Origin of the sequence: Variovorax sp. PAMC26660 (assembly GCF_014302995.1) — a bacterium.
Lineage (GTDB): Bacteria > Pseudomonadota > Gammaproteobacteria > Burkholderiales > Burkholderiaceae_C > Variovorax.
In genome coordinates this window covers 3,861,588-3,876,889 of sequence record NZ_CP060295.1, presented here as the reverse complement: position 1 = coordinate 3,876,889, position 15,302 = coordinate 3,861,588, and the positions used below count along the sequence as shown (strand labels likewise).

Here is a 15,302-nt window from a genome sequence, read left to right as displayed (position 1 = left end):
TATTAAATCCCGAGTTTTCTTGTCAGAATTAAATTAGGGACGTATTAAAAACAGGAGCAAAAGGCCAAGTCACTGCAACGGCTTGAGCCTCTGAACGCTCAGGAAATGGGGCTGGAAGGCGGTCGGCCCGCCTTGGCCTTGACCACGCGGCGGTCCGTGGCCTTCTGAAGCGAGTCGAGAAAATCGACGTCGCCTGCCGCCCAGCCCCGCAAAGTGGCCTCGGTCAGCGCAGTCTGGTCAGCCGCCCGCACCCCGCCGCGCACCAAGTCGACGTAGGCCGCCTCTCGCGCGAATGGCGTGTTGCCCAGTTCCCAGTACAGCGGATGCGGCGTCAACAGCCGGTCGTGCCGCAGTCCGGCGTAGTGGCCGTGGCTGGACCAGGGGAAGTCGCGCGCATCGGTCACCATCCCCGCCCGCACAGGGTTGAGGTCGATGTAGGCCATGCAGGTCATCAGGTAGCGATCGGTCTGGATCAGCGTCGACCGGTAGCGCCCTTCCCACAGGGTGCCGCTGCGGCCGTGGCGGTCATTGAAGTAGCGCACGTAGCTGCGCCCCACCGACTGCATGAACTGCGGCAGGCCGGTGGCGCTGTTCGGCGTGGCCAGCAGGTGAAAGTGGTTGTCCATCAGCACATAAGCGTGCAGCGCGACACCAAAGCGCGCTGCGTTCTCGGCCAGCAGGCCGAGCAGCCTCTCGTGGTCCGCGCGATCGACAAAGATCGGCTGGCGGTTGTTGCCGCGCTGGATCACGTGGTGCGGCATGTCGGCCAGCGTGAGACGGGGTAGACGGGCCATGGGATGGGTTGTGGCGCAGGGCTTGTATCCTAAGCGGCCCGTTTACCAACAAGTCTGGGGAGCTGCGAATGTTCAAGTTTTTCAAGGAATTGATCGATTCGGCAAAGGAAGGCCTGGCAGAGGGAAAAGCCGAACTGGCGCAGGAGGCGGCCGAGCGCGAGACGGCACGGCAGGAAGGCAATGCGGCGCTGGAGACGCGTCTTGCGGCCTCGTCGCGCTTCGAGAACTTCGCCGTGGCACTGGCGGCCGTGTACCGCGAGACCTTCGCGTCCGACCTGCGGGAAGCCGAGGAGATGCAGCGCAGCGCGGTGCACCTGCTGTGCGTCGACATTCCCGCGAAAGAGATCGAACCCTGGAAGAAGCTGCTGGCGCGCGATTTCTCGGTCACGGAGCGCGAGGGCGCCGAGGCCGCGGTGACGGAAATCGTCCACGGCCTTCCCTCGCAACCCAGCGACGACGACCTGGCCCTCTGGATCGGACGCGCCAGCCACCTGGCCACGGGCGCGGCAGCGGTGGGCTATGTCAGTGCACAGGCGGCACTGGAATGGCTGGTGCCGGCCGTGGAGTTGGCCGTCGAGCGCTTCAGTGGCTGGGACAACTATGCCCAGAGCTTCCTCGCGGGTGAACGCGAGGCGCCGGGCAGCAATTTCGTCGGCCGCAAGCTGCTGGCCTCGATGGCGCAGAAGCTGCTGGAGAGCGAACGCAGCCCGTGGAAGACTGTGGCTTGGCCCGAACGCGATTCGCTGGCCGAGTTGCTGGCGTCGCGCGAAACGCCTCGCTCCACCTGAGATTCAGTCAGTTCAGGCGGAAGCGCGTGTCGCCCAGCGTGTCGAGCCCGAACTGCGACAGCAGCTCGCCCAGCCGCGTCGCAGCGCTCGCCTTGCGCTGGCCGGTGTAGCGCGCCAGGATCAGCTCGTTCTTCATGCTGTGTTCCCAGCCGACCAGCTCGGTCACGGTCACGCTGTAGCCGTTGGCTTCCAGGTACAGGCAGCGCAGCACGTTGGTGAGCTGGCTGCCGATCTCGCGCGTGTGCAGCGGATGGCGCCACAGCTCGGCCAGCGGCGTGCGCGACAGCGCCAACGCCTTGGTTTCGCGCAGGCAGGCAGCCACTTCGGCCTGGCAGCAGGGCACCAGCACCATGCAGCGCGCCTTCTTGGCGAGACCGAAGGCAATGGCGTCGTCGGTGGCAGTGTCGCAAGCGTGCAGCGCGGTGACCACATCGATCTGATCGGGCAGTTCGCTGGCCTGGGCCGATTCGGCGACGGTCAGGTTCAGGAACGACATGCGCCCGAAACCCAGGCGTTGTGCAAGCGCCCTCGATTTTTCGACCAGTTCGGCGCGCGTCTCGATGCCGTAGACGTGACCGCCCTGGCGCGCCCGGAAGAACAGGTCGTAGATGATGAAGCCGAGATAGGACTTGCCTGCGCCGTGGTCGGCCAGCGTGGCGCCAGTGCCTCCTTCAGGCAGCTCACGCAGCAGTTGCTCGATGAACTGGAACAGGTGGTAGACCTGCTTGAGCTTGCGCCGCGAGTCCTGGTTGAGCCGGCCCTCGCGCGTGAGGATGTGCAGCTCCTTCAGCAGTTCGATGGACTGGCCCTCGCGCAGGACTTCGGACAGTTCTGCATCGGCCTTGGCCGCTTTGTTGGTTTTCACGGGTGGGGTCGGGGCCTTGGTGTTCATGGCTTGGCACTCCCGGCACCGACGTCCAGCGCCTTCCAGCCCGACGCGCCCAGCGCCTCGAGCGTGTCGATGTTGCGCTCGAAGATCGCTTCCGCTTCGGGAAACGCCTCGACCGCACGGCTCACGCTGTCTTCGCGCAGCAGGTGCAGCGTGGGGTAAGGCGCGCGGTTGGTGGCATTGCCGATGTCGTCGATCTCGGTGCCGCCGAACTGGAACTGCGGATGAAAGCTCGCCAGTTGGAACACGCCGTCGAAGCCCGCGCGTGCAAGGCGGCGCTCGGCACGCGCCGTGAAATCGTTGAAGTCCAGAAAATCCGCCAAGGTGTTGGGTGCTATCAGAAGGGTGGTGTCGCGCACGGTGGCGTCGAGGGCTGCGAGCTCGCTGGCTTCGGAAAGAAGCGTATCCATCAGGTCGGCCTCCTCTGTGGGCAGGTAGATGGCGTAGTAGATCTGCGCCTTCACATGCACCGCCTTTGCGAACGGGCACAGGTTGAGGCCGATCACCGCGCGTTCGAGCCAGCGCCGCGTATCGGCTTCGGCCTGGGCGGCGGATATTGTCGCCGGGCCGGTCATGCCACCTCCGCCGCAGGGCGAATCCGCCCCAGACGCCGCGCGAGCGCCATGCCGGCCAGCGAGCAGGCCAGCGTGGCGGTCCAGGTCCAGTGCCAGCCGCCGACGCGGTGGGCCACCCAGGCGACCGCTGGTGGTGCCAGGAACTGGCCGAGCGAGGACGCCTGCTGCATCAGCCCGACCGTTGTGGACACCGTGGTCGGACTGGGCGCCAGCCGGACGCCGAGCAGGAAGAGGGTCGCCGGCACCATGCCGCCGCCCAGAGAAAAAGCACAGACGGCGATGTAGCGAAGCGCCGGCGGCAGGCTCAGCACGTCAGCGCCCTGCCCCACTTGCGCGAAAGCCGCCACGCCGCCCAGCGCCATCGCAAGAAAGCCCCATTGCAGCAGCCGCTCGGGCGCCACACCACGTTGCAGCCAGCGGCCACCGGCGATGTTTCCAACGATGTTCATTGCGGCCGCAAGCGCCGTGAGCACCGCGTTCCAGCCGGACGGCACACCCGCGCCGGCATAGATGGCGGGCAGGAAACCGATCACCGCCATCCACTGGGCCGAATACACGGCGAAAGTCAGCGCGATCAGCCAGGGCCCGCGCGCACCGACCGTGGCACGCAAACGCGGCGTCCAGCCGACGGACACGTTGCCCACGGCGGCTGTACGGAGACGGTCGGAAGGCACGACCAGCCAGACCCAAAGCGCCGCAGCAGCCGACACCACGGACAGCAGCCACCACCAGTCGGCCCATCCGCCCCATGCAATCAAGGCCGGCCCGAGCAACAACGCAAGCGCCACGCCGAGCGGCATGTAGGCGCCCCACAGCCCCAATGCGGCCTTGTCGGCACCTGGGGGTGTCAACGCGCGAATCAGTCCCGGCCCTGGCATGACCGACAGCAAGAAACCGATGCCCTCGATGGCGCGCAAAACCAGCAGCCATTGCACCGCATGCGCCCCGCCCACGAGCCCGGCGCCGACCGCGCCGCCCAGCAGGCTGGCAACCGTCAGCACCACCAGCCCCGTCAGCATGCTGCGTCGCAGGCCGATGGTGTCGGCCGCGAGACCGGCGATCAGCCCCAGGGTCATGCTCGCCACCTGCACGAGCGACAGCAGGAAGCCGGCCTCCACGAGGCTGATGCCCAGCGATGCCTGCAGTGCCGGCACGGCAGGCGGCAGCTTGCCGAGATGCAAGGCCGCGCTGACGCCCCCCAGCAGGACGGCGTAAACAGCGGCTGGCACGCGTGCAGGCATGGTCCGGCTCATGCGATGCCCCGACGGCCGGTGAGCCGCTCGTGCTCGCGCATGGCGAAACGATCGGTCATGCCGGCGATGTAGTCGGCCACGGTACGGTGTCGGTCGCGGCGATCGGCATAGGAGACGGGCATCTCGTCGCTGCGTTCGAGATACGCCTCGAACAGCTCCCGCACCACCTCCTGCGCCTGGTCGGTGGTCTGGGTGACCTGGGGATGCCGGTAGAGATTGCGGAACAGGAAACGCTTGAGCTCGTCCGACTGCGCCTGCATCGTTTCGCTGAAGGCGACGATAGGCGGGGCGTTGCGCACCGCGTCGGCATCGACCGGCGCGAGCGCTTCGATTGCTGCGCGCGTCGCGTCGATCACGTCGTAGACCTGCGCGCTCAGCATGCGCCGGATGGTTTCGTAGAGCACGCGCCGGTCCTGCAACTGCGGATGCTCGGCCAAAGCTTCGCGGCGATAGCGCTCGAAAAGCTCCACCTCGGCCAGTTGCTCGACGGTGATGAGGCCCGAGCGCACGCCGTCGTCGATGTCATGGGCGTTGTACGCAATGGCGTCGGCCAGGTTGCACAACTGCGCTTCGAGCGCGGGCTGCGTGCGGTCCAGAAAGCGCCGCGCCACGCCGTGCGGCTCGGCGGCCTCGATGCGCTCCGCATTGGCGCGCGAACAGTGCTTGAGGATGCCTTCGCGGGTCTCGAAGCTGAGGTTCAGGCCGTCGTATTGCGGGTAGCGGTGTTCGAGCGCATCGACCACGCGCAGGCTCTGCAGGTTGTGCTCGAAGCCGCCGTGCCCGGCCATGCAGGCATTGAGCGCATCCTGCCCGGCGTGTCCGAACGGCGTGTGGCCCAGGTCGTGCGCCAGCGCGATCGCCTCGACCAGGTCTTCGTTGATGCGCAGAGCGCGGGCGATCGAACGGCCCAATTGGGCGACTTCCAGCGAATGCGTCAGCCGCGTGCGAAACAGGTCGCCTTCGTGGTTCAGGAAAACCTGGGTCTTGTAGACCAGCCGGCGAAAAGCCGTCGAATGAACGATGCGGTCGCGGTCGCGTTGAAAGGCGTCGCGCGTGGGCGCGGGCGACTCGGCATGGCGCCTCCCTCGCGACTTCGCGGGGTGGCAGGCATAGGCCGCCAGGCTCATGGGTGCACCCTTGGCGCTGCGCGCCTTCCCGCCAAGCGGGAGCGAGCGTGCTTGGGACGGCCCGGCGCGGCGCTCATCCCGCGCAGCACTGCGCGAGCACTTCGCGCACGAGCGCATCGGGCGCGCTGCGGACCACGGCCGAGCCGGGTTTGTCGATCACCACGAAGCGGATCTCGCCCGCTTCCGACTTCTTGTCGACGCGCATCAGCTCCAGATAGCGTTCGGCGCCAAGTGCGGGACCGACGATGGGCAGGCCGGCGCGCTCGATCAGGCGCGTGAGCCGATCGACAAAGGCCGTATCGATACCGCCGAGTCGTTGCGACAGATGAGCCGCCATGACCATGCCGCAGCCGACCGCTTCGCCATGCAACCACTCGCCGTAACCCAGGCCGGACTCGATGGCATGGCCGAAGGTGTGGCCGAAATTGAGGATGGCGCGCAGGCCCATCTCGCGCTCGTCCTGGCCAACGACCAGCGCCTTGATCTCGCAGCTGCGCTTGACGGCGTAAGCCAGGGCCGCAGGGTCACGCGCCGTCAACGCATCGATGTTCGCTTCGATCCAGTCGAAGAAAGCCATGTCGTAGATCGGACCGTACTTGATCACTTCGGCCAAGCCCGCGCTGAGTTCGCGCGGCGGCAGGGTCTGCAGCGTGTTCAGGTCGCAGAGCACGAGCTGCGGCTGGTAGAACGCGCCGATCATGTTCTTGCCCAGCGGGTGGTTGATGGCCGTCTTGCCGCCCACCGAGGAATCGACCTGCGCGAGCAGCGTGGTCGGCACCTGGACGAAGGGCACGCCGCGCATGTAGCTCGCGGCGGCGAAGCCGGTCATGTCGCCCACCACGCCGCCGCCCAGCGCGAACAGCACGGTCTTGCGGTCACTGCCGTGGCCCAGCAATGCGTCGAAGATCAGGTTCAGGGTCTGCAGGTTCTTGTGCACTTCGCCGTCGGGCAACTCGAGCAGGTGCACGGTGCGGAAACGGTTCGCCAGCGCATTGCGGAGCGCCTTGGCATAGAGCGGCGCCACCGTGGTGTTGCTGACGATCAGAGCAGAAGCGGCTGCGGGCGTGGCAGCAAAGCTCTGGGGATCGTCCAGCAAGCCGGCACCGATCAGGATGGGGTAGCTGCGGTCGCCGAGCTGGATGTCGACGCGTTCTGGCGAAGCGGGAAGTACGGGCAAAGACATGGCCGCGAGTTTAGGCGCTGCGGCCAAGGCAGGCTCAGGCGGAGGGATCTTCGGGATGAGCGCCCGGCTCGACGATGCCGGCCAACTCGAGCTGCATCACGATGATGTTCACCAGCATGGCGATCGACGGGCGGCCGGTGTCGACAACATCATGGGCTGTTTCCCGATAGAACGGATCGCGCGCGTCGTGCAGCTCGCGGAGTCGCCCCAGTGGATCGGCAACCTGCAGCAAAGGCCGCTTGACGTCGTGGCGCAAGCGCCGAAACAAGTCTTCGGGCGAAGAGCGCAGGTAGATCACATGGAAGTGGTCGCGCAACTGGCCACGGTTGGCTTCCCGCAGCACGGCGCCGCCTCCGGTGGCCAGCACGCCTTGCGCATTCGCAGCGAGATCGGCGATCACGGATTGCTCGAGGTCGCGGAAGGCGATTTCCCCTTCACGCTCGAAGTAGTCACGGATCGAGCAGCCGATGCGGTGCTCGATCACGTGATCGGTGTCGATGAATGGAAGGTCCAGCCGCATCCCCAGGCGCCGGCCCACTGCGGATTTTCCGGCGCCGGGCAAACCGACGAGTGCGACCGCCACGCGGTGGCTGCTACGCCCGCGCGTCAGCGCGCGGCGTTGCGGTCGGTAATCATCTTCGGGGTGATAAAGACGAGCATTTCGGTCTTGTTGGCAACGCGTTCGCGCTTACGGAACAATGCCCCCATGTAGGGGATTTCACCCAGCACCGGTATGCGCGATTCGTCATTGGTTTCGGTGAGCTCGAAGATACCACCGATGACGACCGTGCCGCCGTTCTCGACCAGCACCTCGGTCTGCACGTGCTTGGTGTTGATGGCCGGGCCCGCCGACGTGTTGACGCCACGGGCATCCTTGCTCACATCCAGGGTCAGGATGATGTTGCCCTCAGGCGTGATCTGCGGCGTGACTTCGAGCTTCAGCACCGCCTTGCGGAACGAGATGGAGGTGGCGCCGCTGGACGTTGCCTGCTGGTACGGAATTTCTTCACCCTGCTCGATCAGCGCCTTGGTCTGGTCGGCGGTGATGACGCGGGGGCTGGACACCAGCTTGCCCTTGCCGTCGGCTTCCAGTGCGGAGATTTCGAGATTCAACATCCGCGAGAAGCTCGAATTGAACAGTGAAAGCGCGAACGATCCGGCCGCATTGCCCGTGCCACCTGCGTCGCCAGCCGGGAGATTGATGAAATTGCTGCTTGTTGGCGAGCCGAAACTGACCGTGGGGCTGGTCGTGGTCGATGTCGATGTCGAGGTACCACCCGTCGAGGTCTGCGTCGAAGTCGTACCACCACCGGTGACCGAAGGCCAGGTTCCGAATGAGTTGTTGCGATTGATCACGCCGCCCCCCAACTTCACACCGAGTGACTTGCCGAAGGTGTCAGAAGCCTCGACGATCCGGGCTTCGATCAGCACCTGCCGCACAGGGATGTCCAGCTTCTGGATCAGCTCGGTCACCTGGGCCAGGCGCGACGGAATATCGGAGACGAACAACTGGTTGGTGCGCGACTCGGCGATCACGCTGCCACGAGGGCTCAGAATGCGGCTCGTCGTACCGCCGCCACCACCACCACCGCCAGACGATGCACCCGTGCCCGTCAAGCCTTGAGCAATGGCGATGGCCTTGGTGTAGTTGAGCTGGAACGACTGGGTTCGCAACGGCTCGAGGTTCTCGATCGTGGCCTTGGCCTCGAACTCGAGCTTTTCCTTGGCATTGATTTCGTCCTTGGGCGCGATCCACAGCACGCTGCCGTTCTTGCGCATGCCCAGGTTCTTCGCCTGCATGATGATGTCGAGAGCCTGATCCCAGGGCACGTCCTTCAACCGCAGCGTCAGCGCGCCCGTCACCGAATCCGAGGTCACGATGTTGAAGTTCGTGAAGTCGGCGATCACCTGCAGCAGCGAGCGGATCTCGATGTTCTGGAAGTTCAGCGAGAGCTTCTCGCCGTTGTAGCCGGCACCTTGCGTGAGCTTGGTCGGATCGACCTTACGGGCACGCAGCTCAACCACGAACTGGTTTTCGCTCTGGTAGGCGCTGTGCTCCCAGTCGCCCTTGGCCTCGATCGTCATGCGCACACGGTCGCCGGACTGTTGCGACGTGATCAACTGCACCGGGGTGCCGAAGTCGGCCACATCGAGGCGGCGGCGCAGGCCTTCGGGCAAGGTCGACTTGGTGAACTCCACCACGAGGTTCTTGCCCTGCTGCTTGACATCGACGCCGACCTGGTTGTTCGGCAGGTCCACGATGACCCGGCCGGTGTTGTCGGAACCAAGGCGGAAATCGACGTCCCGCAAAGGCAGGGTGTCGCGGTTGCGGTTTTCCGCAAAGGTCGTCGCTGCGGAAGCCACCAGTGCAGCACCAGCCGCCGGCTCAAGAATGACCAGCAGCGACTTGCCCTGGATCTCAGCCTTGTACGCAGCGGCCTGCTTCAGGTTCAGCACCACGCGGCTGCGTTCGCCGGCCTGGACCACATTGACCGAACGCAGGTTGCCCTGGTTCACTTCAATCGCGGAACGACCGATGGCGTTCGTCACGCCAGGAAAATCAAGCGCGATGCGCGCCGGGTTCTGCACGACAAAGCCGGCCGGCACGGCAGCGAGCGGCTGCGCGAGATCGATCCGGATCACCTCGGCGCCAGACTGCGTCGAACTGGTGACGGCCTCGATGGAATTTTGCGCATGGGCCACGGCCAATGCACCGAACGCCAGCAGACCCAGCCCTGCGGCGCGCAGCCACTGTGCCATCGTTGATTTTTCTTGGTTCATTTCGCACTCTCTTGCAGCTGCAGCGTTGCCACGCGTTCGATCCATTCACCGGCGGCGTCTTGCACGATTTCACGCAAGGCGACTTCGGTTTCGTTGATACGGGTAATGCGCCCGTAGTTGAGTCCCAGGTATTCGCCGACGCGCACCTTGTAGAGCAGCTTGTCGACACGGACCAGCGCCACAGGCTGGCCATTGCGGTTCATGCTTCCGACCATCGCCATCGTGTCGAGCGGAAACGCTTCGAGCGATTCCTTGCGACGTGCCAGCTCGGGCGCGATCAGTTCCGATGTGCTCGGCTGGTTCGATTCGCGGCGCAGCGCCTGCGTCAGCTTCAGCATGTTGAAAGGCTCGAACGACGAGGCCTCGGTGTAGGTCTGCGGCGTGAACTTCTTCGGCTCCGTGATCGGAGGCACGGAGGGCTTCACCTCGGCACGCTGCTCGACCATCCAGCGCTGCAGGTCTTCCTGGTCGGAATCGCAGGCACTCAGGCCCAGCGTGGCCAGCGTCAGCCACAGGACTTTGGCGACTGCCTTCATTTCTTCGCCTTCGGCGCCGCAGCGCGTTTCTGGGCGGCCCGCTCATCTTCATCGAGATAGCGGAAGGTGCGCGCGGTGGCGTCCATCGTCAGCACATCCTTGTCCTTTTGCGGCGTGACGGTGATGTTGTTGAGCGTCACGATGCGCGAGAGCCCCGCGACATCCGCGGCAAAGGCACCCATGTCGTGGTATCGGCCGGTGACGCGCACGGCGATGGGGAGCTCGGCGTAGTAATCCTTGACCGAAATCTGCCCTGGCCGGAACAGCTCGAACTGGAGACTTCGGCCGAGCCCCGCCTGATTGATGTCCGAGAGCAAGGCGTCCATCTCTGCCTTGCTGGGCAATTGCTTTTCCAGCAAGGTCACGTACTGCTGCACTTGCTCACGCTGCTTCTTGAGCAGGTCGAGGTTGGCCGCCTGCGCCACCTTCTTCTTGTAGTCTTCCTTGAGCGTGACTTCCTTGGCACGCTCGCCTTCGAGCTGATCGTTCGAATTGGTCAGCCAGACGAACCACAGGGCCACCAGCACCAGTGCGGTGACCGCTAGGCACAGTGCGTAGCGCGGCACTGCCGGCCATACGGATGGATCGTTTGGATTGAGGCCACGAAACTGTTCGCCGAACCCGCGCAGTACGGCGGCGACGTCAATTTTTTGGGAGGGGCGATTGCTTGCCATGATCGGTTACCCCTTGGATTGCGCCGCTGCGGCCAACGCCTTGTCGGCCGCTGCCTTCTGCGCGTCGGTGGGGCGCTTCAGGCCGATGCGCATCGTGAAGTTCGCCACGCGACGTTGATCGCGCTGACTCAGGTTCACCGTCGTGGATGTGATTTCGACCAGCTCCGGCTTCACCAGCCAGGGACTGTTGTTGCCCAGATTGCGCAGCAATTCCGACACCCGCTCGTTCGATTGCGCCATGCCCTGCAGCGTGACGGTCTGGTTGTCCTGCTTCATGCTCGTCAGGTACACGCCGTCAGGCAGTTGCCGGACGAGTTCGTTGAGCAAGTGCACTGGCAGGTTGCGGTCGCCCTGCAGATCTTCGACCGCCGCCTGGCGTGCGCGCAGGGCGGCGATTTCTTCCTGCAGCGTCGAAATCTCCTTGATCTCGACCTCGAGCTTCTTGATCTCGGCCTGGAGAAAGCCGTTCTTCGATTGCTGGTTGGAAATCTGGGCCTCGAACCAGAGGTAGCCAAGACCGGCAATCAGCACGCCCAGGACCGCGGCGGCGCCCAACGTTCCATAGAAAGCCTCGCGCCGGCGCTTGCGCGCAGCTTCGCGGTGAGGAAGCAGATTGATCAGGATCACTGCAGAAACCTCCGCATGGCCAGACCGCACGAGGTCAGGTAGGAAGGCGCTTCGCGCCGAACCTTCTTCTCGCGGATGTTGGGGCCGAAGTCCATGCCGTCGAAAGGATTCACGAGCGAACAAGCGAACGAGGTCTGGCGCGTGACGGCATTGGTCAAGCCCGGCAGCGACGACGAGCCGCCGGCCAGCAACACGTAGTCGACGCGGTTGTGCGGTGTGCTCGTAAAGAAGAATTGCAGTGCACGCGCGATTTCCTGGGCGATGCTTTCCACGAAGGGCTTGAGCACGCCGGAGCCGTAGTCGTCCGGCAGATCGCCGCTGCGCTTCTTGGCTTCGGCTTCTTCGGCGGAAAAACCGTACTGGCGCACGATCAGCTGGGTCAGTTGCGCGCCACCGAATGCCTGGTCGCGGTCGTACAGCACTTCCTGATTGCGCAGCACCTGCATGCTGGTCGTGAACGCGCCGACTTCGAAAAGCGCCACGATCGAATCCACGCCCTTGCCGGGCAGTTGCTCGATCAGGCGGGCCGTTGCAAGGCGAGACGCATAGGACTCGACATCGAGGATCATGGCCTTCAGGCCGGCAGCCTCTGCCAAGCCTTCGCGGTCCTGGACCTTTTCCTTGCGCGAGGCGGCGATCAGCACTTCGACGTCACCGGCGGATGTGGTGCTCGGGCCGGTAACGCAAAAATCCAGGCTGACTTCGTCCAGCGAGAAAGGGATGTACTGGTTGGCTTCGGATTCGACCTGAATCTCGAGCTCTTGCTCGCTCATGCCACCCGGAAGAATGATCTTCTTGGTGATCACGGCCGACGGCGGCAGTGCCAGCGCGACATTGCGGGTGCGCGTGCCGCTTTTGCGGATGACGCGCCGAACGGCTTCCGCGACCTCGTCGAATTTCTCGACATTGCCGTCAGTGATCCAGCCACGTTCCAGGGGTTCGATGGCACAGCGTTCCAGAACCAGCTTGCCGCTGGCCTCACGGCCGAGCTCGACCAGCTTCACGCTGGACGAGCTGACGTCCAGTCCCAGCAGGGGGGCATTCTGACGACGAAACAATGATCCAAGAGCAGCCAAGTTAGGTCCCTCTCCCCCTGTATTTGTAACCAATGGAAAAATATGCGTTCGGTTGCATGCTAGCAGCAGGCGTAACGCCAACCAAGCAACCCCGGGGGGCAAAAACACCAATCGTTGTCAAAACCTGACGTCAAAGCCGCATTCTGTAACTTTTGGATTAGAGCATCACGAGGGGAGCAAAGATCGGATCGTGCGAAGGAGCCGGCTTTTTATAATGTCCGGTGACTCTCCGGCCCTCCATGCAAGAAACATCAAGCCCCAAAGGGCCAGCCAAGACCCCTCCACCCGCACGCCCAGCCTGGCTGAGATGGCTGCTGCGCTTCTTCTTCTGGGGGTTCGGTCTTGCCGCGGCCGGTGTGCTGTCTGTCCTTTGCGTGGTGGCCGTGGCGCTTGCCGTGGCCTACCCGAACCTGCCGGACATCTCGGAACTCTCTGATTACCGGCCCAAGTTGCCGCTGAGGGTTTTCTCGGCCGAAGGCACGTTGATCGGCGAATTCGGGGAAGAGCGCCGCAACCTCACGCCAATCGCGGCGATTCCCAAGGTGGTGAAGGACGCAGTGCTCGCTGCCGAAGACTCCCGCTTCTATGACCACGGCGGCGTCGACTACAAGGGCATGGTGCGCGCGGGCCTGGCCAACATGAACCGCGTGAAGAGCCAGGGCGCATCGACCATCACGATGCAGGTGGCACGCAACGTCTACCTGAGCTCGGAAAAGACCCTGACCCGCAAGATCTACGAGGTGCTGCTGACCTTCAAGCTGGAGCACCTGCTCAGCAAGGACCAGATCTTCGAGATCTACCTGAACCAGATCTATCTCGGCAATCGTGCCTACGGTTTTGCCGCTGCGTCCGAAGCGTACTTCGGCAAGCCCCTGCAGGAGCTCACGATCGCGCAGGCCGCCATGCTGGCCGGCCTGCCGAAGGCGCCGGGTGCCAACAACCCGGTCAACAACCCGCAGCGTGCGCGTGGCCGCCAGTTCTACGTGATCGACCGCATGCAGGAAGCCGGCTTCATCACCGCCGAGCAGGCCGCCGAAGCCAAGAAGGAAGAGCTGCACCTGCGCGATGCCGCCGACCCGAACCGCCTGCACGCCGAGTACGTAGCGGAAACCGTTCGCCAACTGATGTATGCGCAGTACGGCGACAGCACCTACACGCGCGGCCTGAAGGTCTACACCTCGCTGGTCGCGGCCGACCAGGCGGCTGCCTACAAGGCGCTGCGCAAGGGCATCATGGATTACGAGCGCCGCCAGATCTACCGCGGCCCCGAGAAGTTCGTCGACCTGCCCAACGACGCCAAGGAACTCGACGAAGCGGTGGACGATGCGCTCAGCGACCACCCTGACAACGGCGACGTGATGGCGGCCGTGGTGCTGAAGGCCAGTGCCAAGGAAATCTCCGCGGTGCGTGGCAACGGCGACCCGGTGCAGATCACCGGCGAAGGCCTCAAGCCCGCGCAATCGGGCCTCTCCGACAAGGCCCCGCCCAACATCAAGATCCGCCGCGGCGCTGTGATCCGCGTGGTGAAGACACCGAAAAACACCTGGGAGATCACGCAACTGCCGGAGGTCGAAGGCGCCTTCATTGCCATGGACCCACGCGACGGCGCCATCAAGGCACTGGTCGGTGGCTTCGATTTCGGCAAGAACAAGTTCAACCACGTCACGCAGGCATGGCGCCAGCCGGGCTCGAGCTTCAAGCCCTTCATCTACTCGGCCGCCCTCGAGAAAGGCTTCACCCCCGCCACCGTCATCAACGACGGCCCGCTGTTCTTCGATGCCGGCACCACCGGCGGCCAACCGTGGGAGCCCAAGAACTACGGCGGTGGCTACGACGGCCCGATGTCGATGCGCACCGCGCTGATGAAGTCGAAGAACCTGGTGTCGATCCGTATCCTGCAATCCATCGGCACCCGCTACGCGCAAGACTGGATCACCAATTTCGGCTTCGACAAGGACAAACACCCCGCCTACCTCCCGATGGCGCTCGGCGCCGGCTCGGTCACGCCGATGCAGATGGCGGTGGGCTACTCGGTGTTCGCCAATGGCGGCTACCGCGTCAATCCGTATCTGGTGACCCGCATCACCGACCACAAGGACAAGCTGCTGGTCGACAAGCAGCCGCCGCTGCTCAACGACGCCAACCGCGCCATTCCCCAGCGCAACGCCTTCATCATGGACACGCTGCTCAACTCCGTGGCGCGCGCCGGCACCGCCGCCAAGGCGCAAGCCATGCTCAAGCGGCCCGACCTCTACGGCAAGACCGGCACCACCAACGACTCGCTCGACGCCTGGTTTGCGGGCTTCCAGCCGACGATGACCGCCATTTCGTGGATCGGATACGACACGCCGCGCAACCTGGGCGACCGCGAAACCGGCGGCGGCCTGAGTCTGCCCATCTGGATCAACTACATGGAAACCGCCATCAAGGGCGTGCCCGTGACCGAACTGTCCGCCACGCCGCCTTCGGGCATCGTGAACGTGGGCGGAGAGTGGTACTACGACGACTACGCACCGGGCCGCGGCGTTGCCAGCCTGGGCGTGGAATCGACACCTGCCGCGCCAGCAGAGTCGCAAGGCGGCGCACCGTCGAGCCCGCCGGCCCCGCCCGAGGAGCGCAATCGCATCCTCGATCTCTTCAGGAACTGACGATGACGATCAGGCAGCCGCGAACACCAGCGGCTGCCCTGCCTGAAGGGTCGCCTCGCGCGACAGGTTGCCGAAGAACTCTTCCCCCGTCTTGGTGTCGACCCAGGCCTGGCCGTCGTGCTTGTAGTGGTAGCCACCGGAACGCGCGGCAAGCCAGATTTCCTGCAGGGGTTTCTGCAGGTTCACGATCAACTGACTGCCATTCAGGAATGAAATCGTGATCATCCCGCCCACCCTCTGGTTGTCGAGATCGGCCTCGGTCACGTCGTTGATGCTGTCGCAAGCCTGCTCGATGGCAGCAAGTGCGGCTTCTGCGCGGTCCATGTACTCGGTGTCGGTCATTACAATTTC

At 64.5% G+C, this 15,302-nt stretch carries 15 protein-coding genes; 2 read left to right on the top strand and 13 right to left on the bottom strand.

Translation table 11 applies throughout. The annotated features are described in order from the left end of the window. Positions 1 to 98: 98 nt before the first annotated feature. Entirely contained in the window at positions 99 to 794 is a 696-nt protein-coding gene (locus tag H7F35_RS18310) for a transposase (protein ID WP_187108032.1), read from the bottom strand. Positions 795 to 862: 68 nt separating this feature from the next. Here H7F35_RS18310 and H7F35_RS18305 point away from each other — a divergent pair, with 68 nt between their 5' ends. Then, complete coding sequence (locus tag H7F35_RS18305; protein WP_187108031.1) at positions 863 to 1,582, top strand: DUF1266 domain-containing protein; 720 nt, start codon at positions 863 to 865, stop codon at positions 1,580 to 1,582. A 7-nt stretch (positions 1,583 to 1,589) separates the two neighbouring features. On the opposite strand, the gene H7F35_RS18300 is transcribed toward H7F35_RS18305, so the two are convergent. The 11 genes from H7F35_RS18300 to H7F35_RS18250 all read right to left on the bottom strand — a co-directional run bounded on the left by H7F35_RS18300 (position 1,590) and on the right by H7F35_RS18250 (position 12,303). Next, complete coding sequence (locus tag H7F35_RS18300) at positions 1,590 to 2,474, bottom strand: class I SAM-dependent methyltransferase (protein ID WP_187108030.1); 885 nt, start codon at positions 2,472 to 2,474, stop codon at positions 1,590 to 1,592. Beyond that, positions 2,471 to 3,046, bottom strand: a complete 576-nt coding sequence (locus H7F35_RS18295) for a DUF1415 domain-containing protein (RefSeq protein WP_187108029.1) — start codon at positions 3,044 to 3,046, stop codon at positions 2,471 to 2,473. The genes H7F35_RS18300 and H7F35_RS18295 overlap by 4 nt, the downstream gene beginning before the upstream one ends. Continuing rightward, positions 3,043 to 4,287: a CynX/NimT family MFS transporter gene (locus H7F35_RS18290; protein WP_261803268.1), complete on the bottom strand. Its 1,245-nt coding sequence runs from the start codon at positions 4,285 to 4,287 to the stop codon at positions 3,043 to 3,045. Before H7F35_RS18290 ends, H7F35_RS18295 begins: the two co-directional genes overlap by 4 nt. Before the next feature lie 8 nt (positions 4,288 to 4,295). Continuing rightward, positions 4,296 to 5,426, bottom strand: coding sequence for a deoxyguanosinetriphosphate triphosphohydrolase (locus tag H7F35_RS18285; RefSeq protein ID WP_187108027.1), 1,131 nt, complete (start codon positions 5,424 to 5,426; stop codon positions 4,296 to 4,298). A 73-nt stretch (positions 5,427 to 5,499) separates the two neighbouring features. Further along, the gene (gene aroB, locus H7F35_RS18280) at positions 5,500 to 6,609 is read right to left on the bottom strand and encodes a 3-dehydroquinate synthase (RefSeq protein ID WP_187108026.1); all 1,110 of its coding nucleotides are present in this window, start codon (positions 6,607 to 6,609) and stop codon (positions 5,500 to 5,502) included. Positions 6,610 to 6,643: 34 nt separating this feature from the next. Beyond that, entirely contained in the window at positions 6,644 to 7,192 is a 549-nt protein-coding gene (locus tag H7F35_RS18275; protein ID WP_187108025.1) for a shikimate kinase, read from the bottom strand. A gap of 23 nt (positions 7,193 to 7,215) precedes the next feature. Next, positions 7,216 to 9,390: a type IV pilus secretin PilQ gene (gene pilQ / locus H7F35_RS18270; protein ID WP_187108024.1), complete on the bottom strand. Its 2,175-nt coding sequence runs from the start codon at positions 9,388 to 9,390 to the stop codon at positions 7,216 to 7,218. Continuing rightward, positions 9,387 to 9,926 carry a pilus assembly protein PilP gene (locus H7F35_RS18265; protein ID WP_187108023.1) on the bottom strand — a complete coding sequence of 180 codons (540 nt, stop codon included), beginning with the start codon at positions 9,924 to 9,926 and terminating at the stop codon, positions 9,387 to 9,389. Before H7F35_RS18265 ends, pilQ begins: the two co-directional genes overlap by 4 nt. Continuing rightward, positions 9,923 to 10,600, bottom strand: coding sequence for a type 4a pilus biogenesis protein PilO (locus H7F35_RS18260; RefSeq protein ID WP_187108022.1), 678 nt, complete (start codon positions 10,598 to 10,600; stop codon positions 9,923 to 9,925). The genes H7F35_RS18265 and H7F35_RS18260 overlap by 4 nt, the downstream gene beginning before the upstream one ends. A gap of 6 nt (positions 10,601 to 10,606) precedes the next feature. Beyond that, positions 10,607 to 11,227, bottom strand: a complete 621-nt coding sequence (locus tag H7F35_RS18255) for a PilN domain-containing protein (protein WP_187108021.1) — start codon at positions 11,225 to 11,227, stop codon at positions 10,607 to 10,609. After that, positions 11,224 to 12,303 (bottom strand): pilus assembly protein PilM, encoded by a 1,080-nt coding sequence (locus H7F35_RS18250; protein WP_093246107.1) that lies wholly within the window; start codon positions 12,301 to 12,303, stop codon positions 11,224 to 11,226. The genes H7F35_RS18255 and H7F35_RS18250 overlap by 4 nt, the downstream gene beginning before the upstream one ends. A gap of 239 nt (positions 12,304 to 12,542) precedes the next feature. On the opposite strand from H7F35_RS18250, the gene H7F35_RS18245 reads away from it, so the two are divergent. Beyond that, entirely contained in the window at positions 12,543 to 14,951 is a 2,409-nt protein-coding gene (locus H7F35_RS18245) for a penicillin-binding protein 1A (protein WP_187108020.1), read from the top strand. A 9-nt stretch (positions 14,952 to 14,960) separates the two neighbouring features. Here the strand turns inward: H7F35_RS18245 and cyaY are convergent, their stop codons facing one another. Continuing rightward, entirely contained in the window at positions 14,961 to 15,293 is a 333-nt protein-coding gene (cyaY, locus tag H7F35_RS18240; protein WP_187108019.1) for an iron donor protein CyaY, read from the bottom strand. Positions 15,294 to 15,302 lie beyond the last annotated feature (9 nt).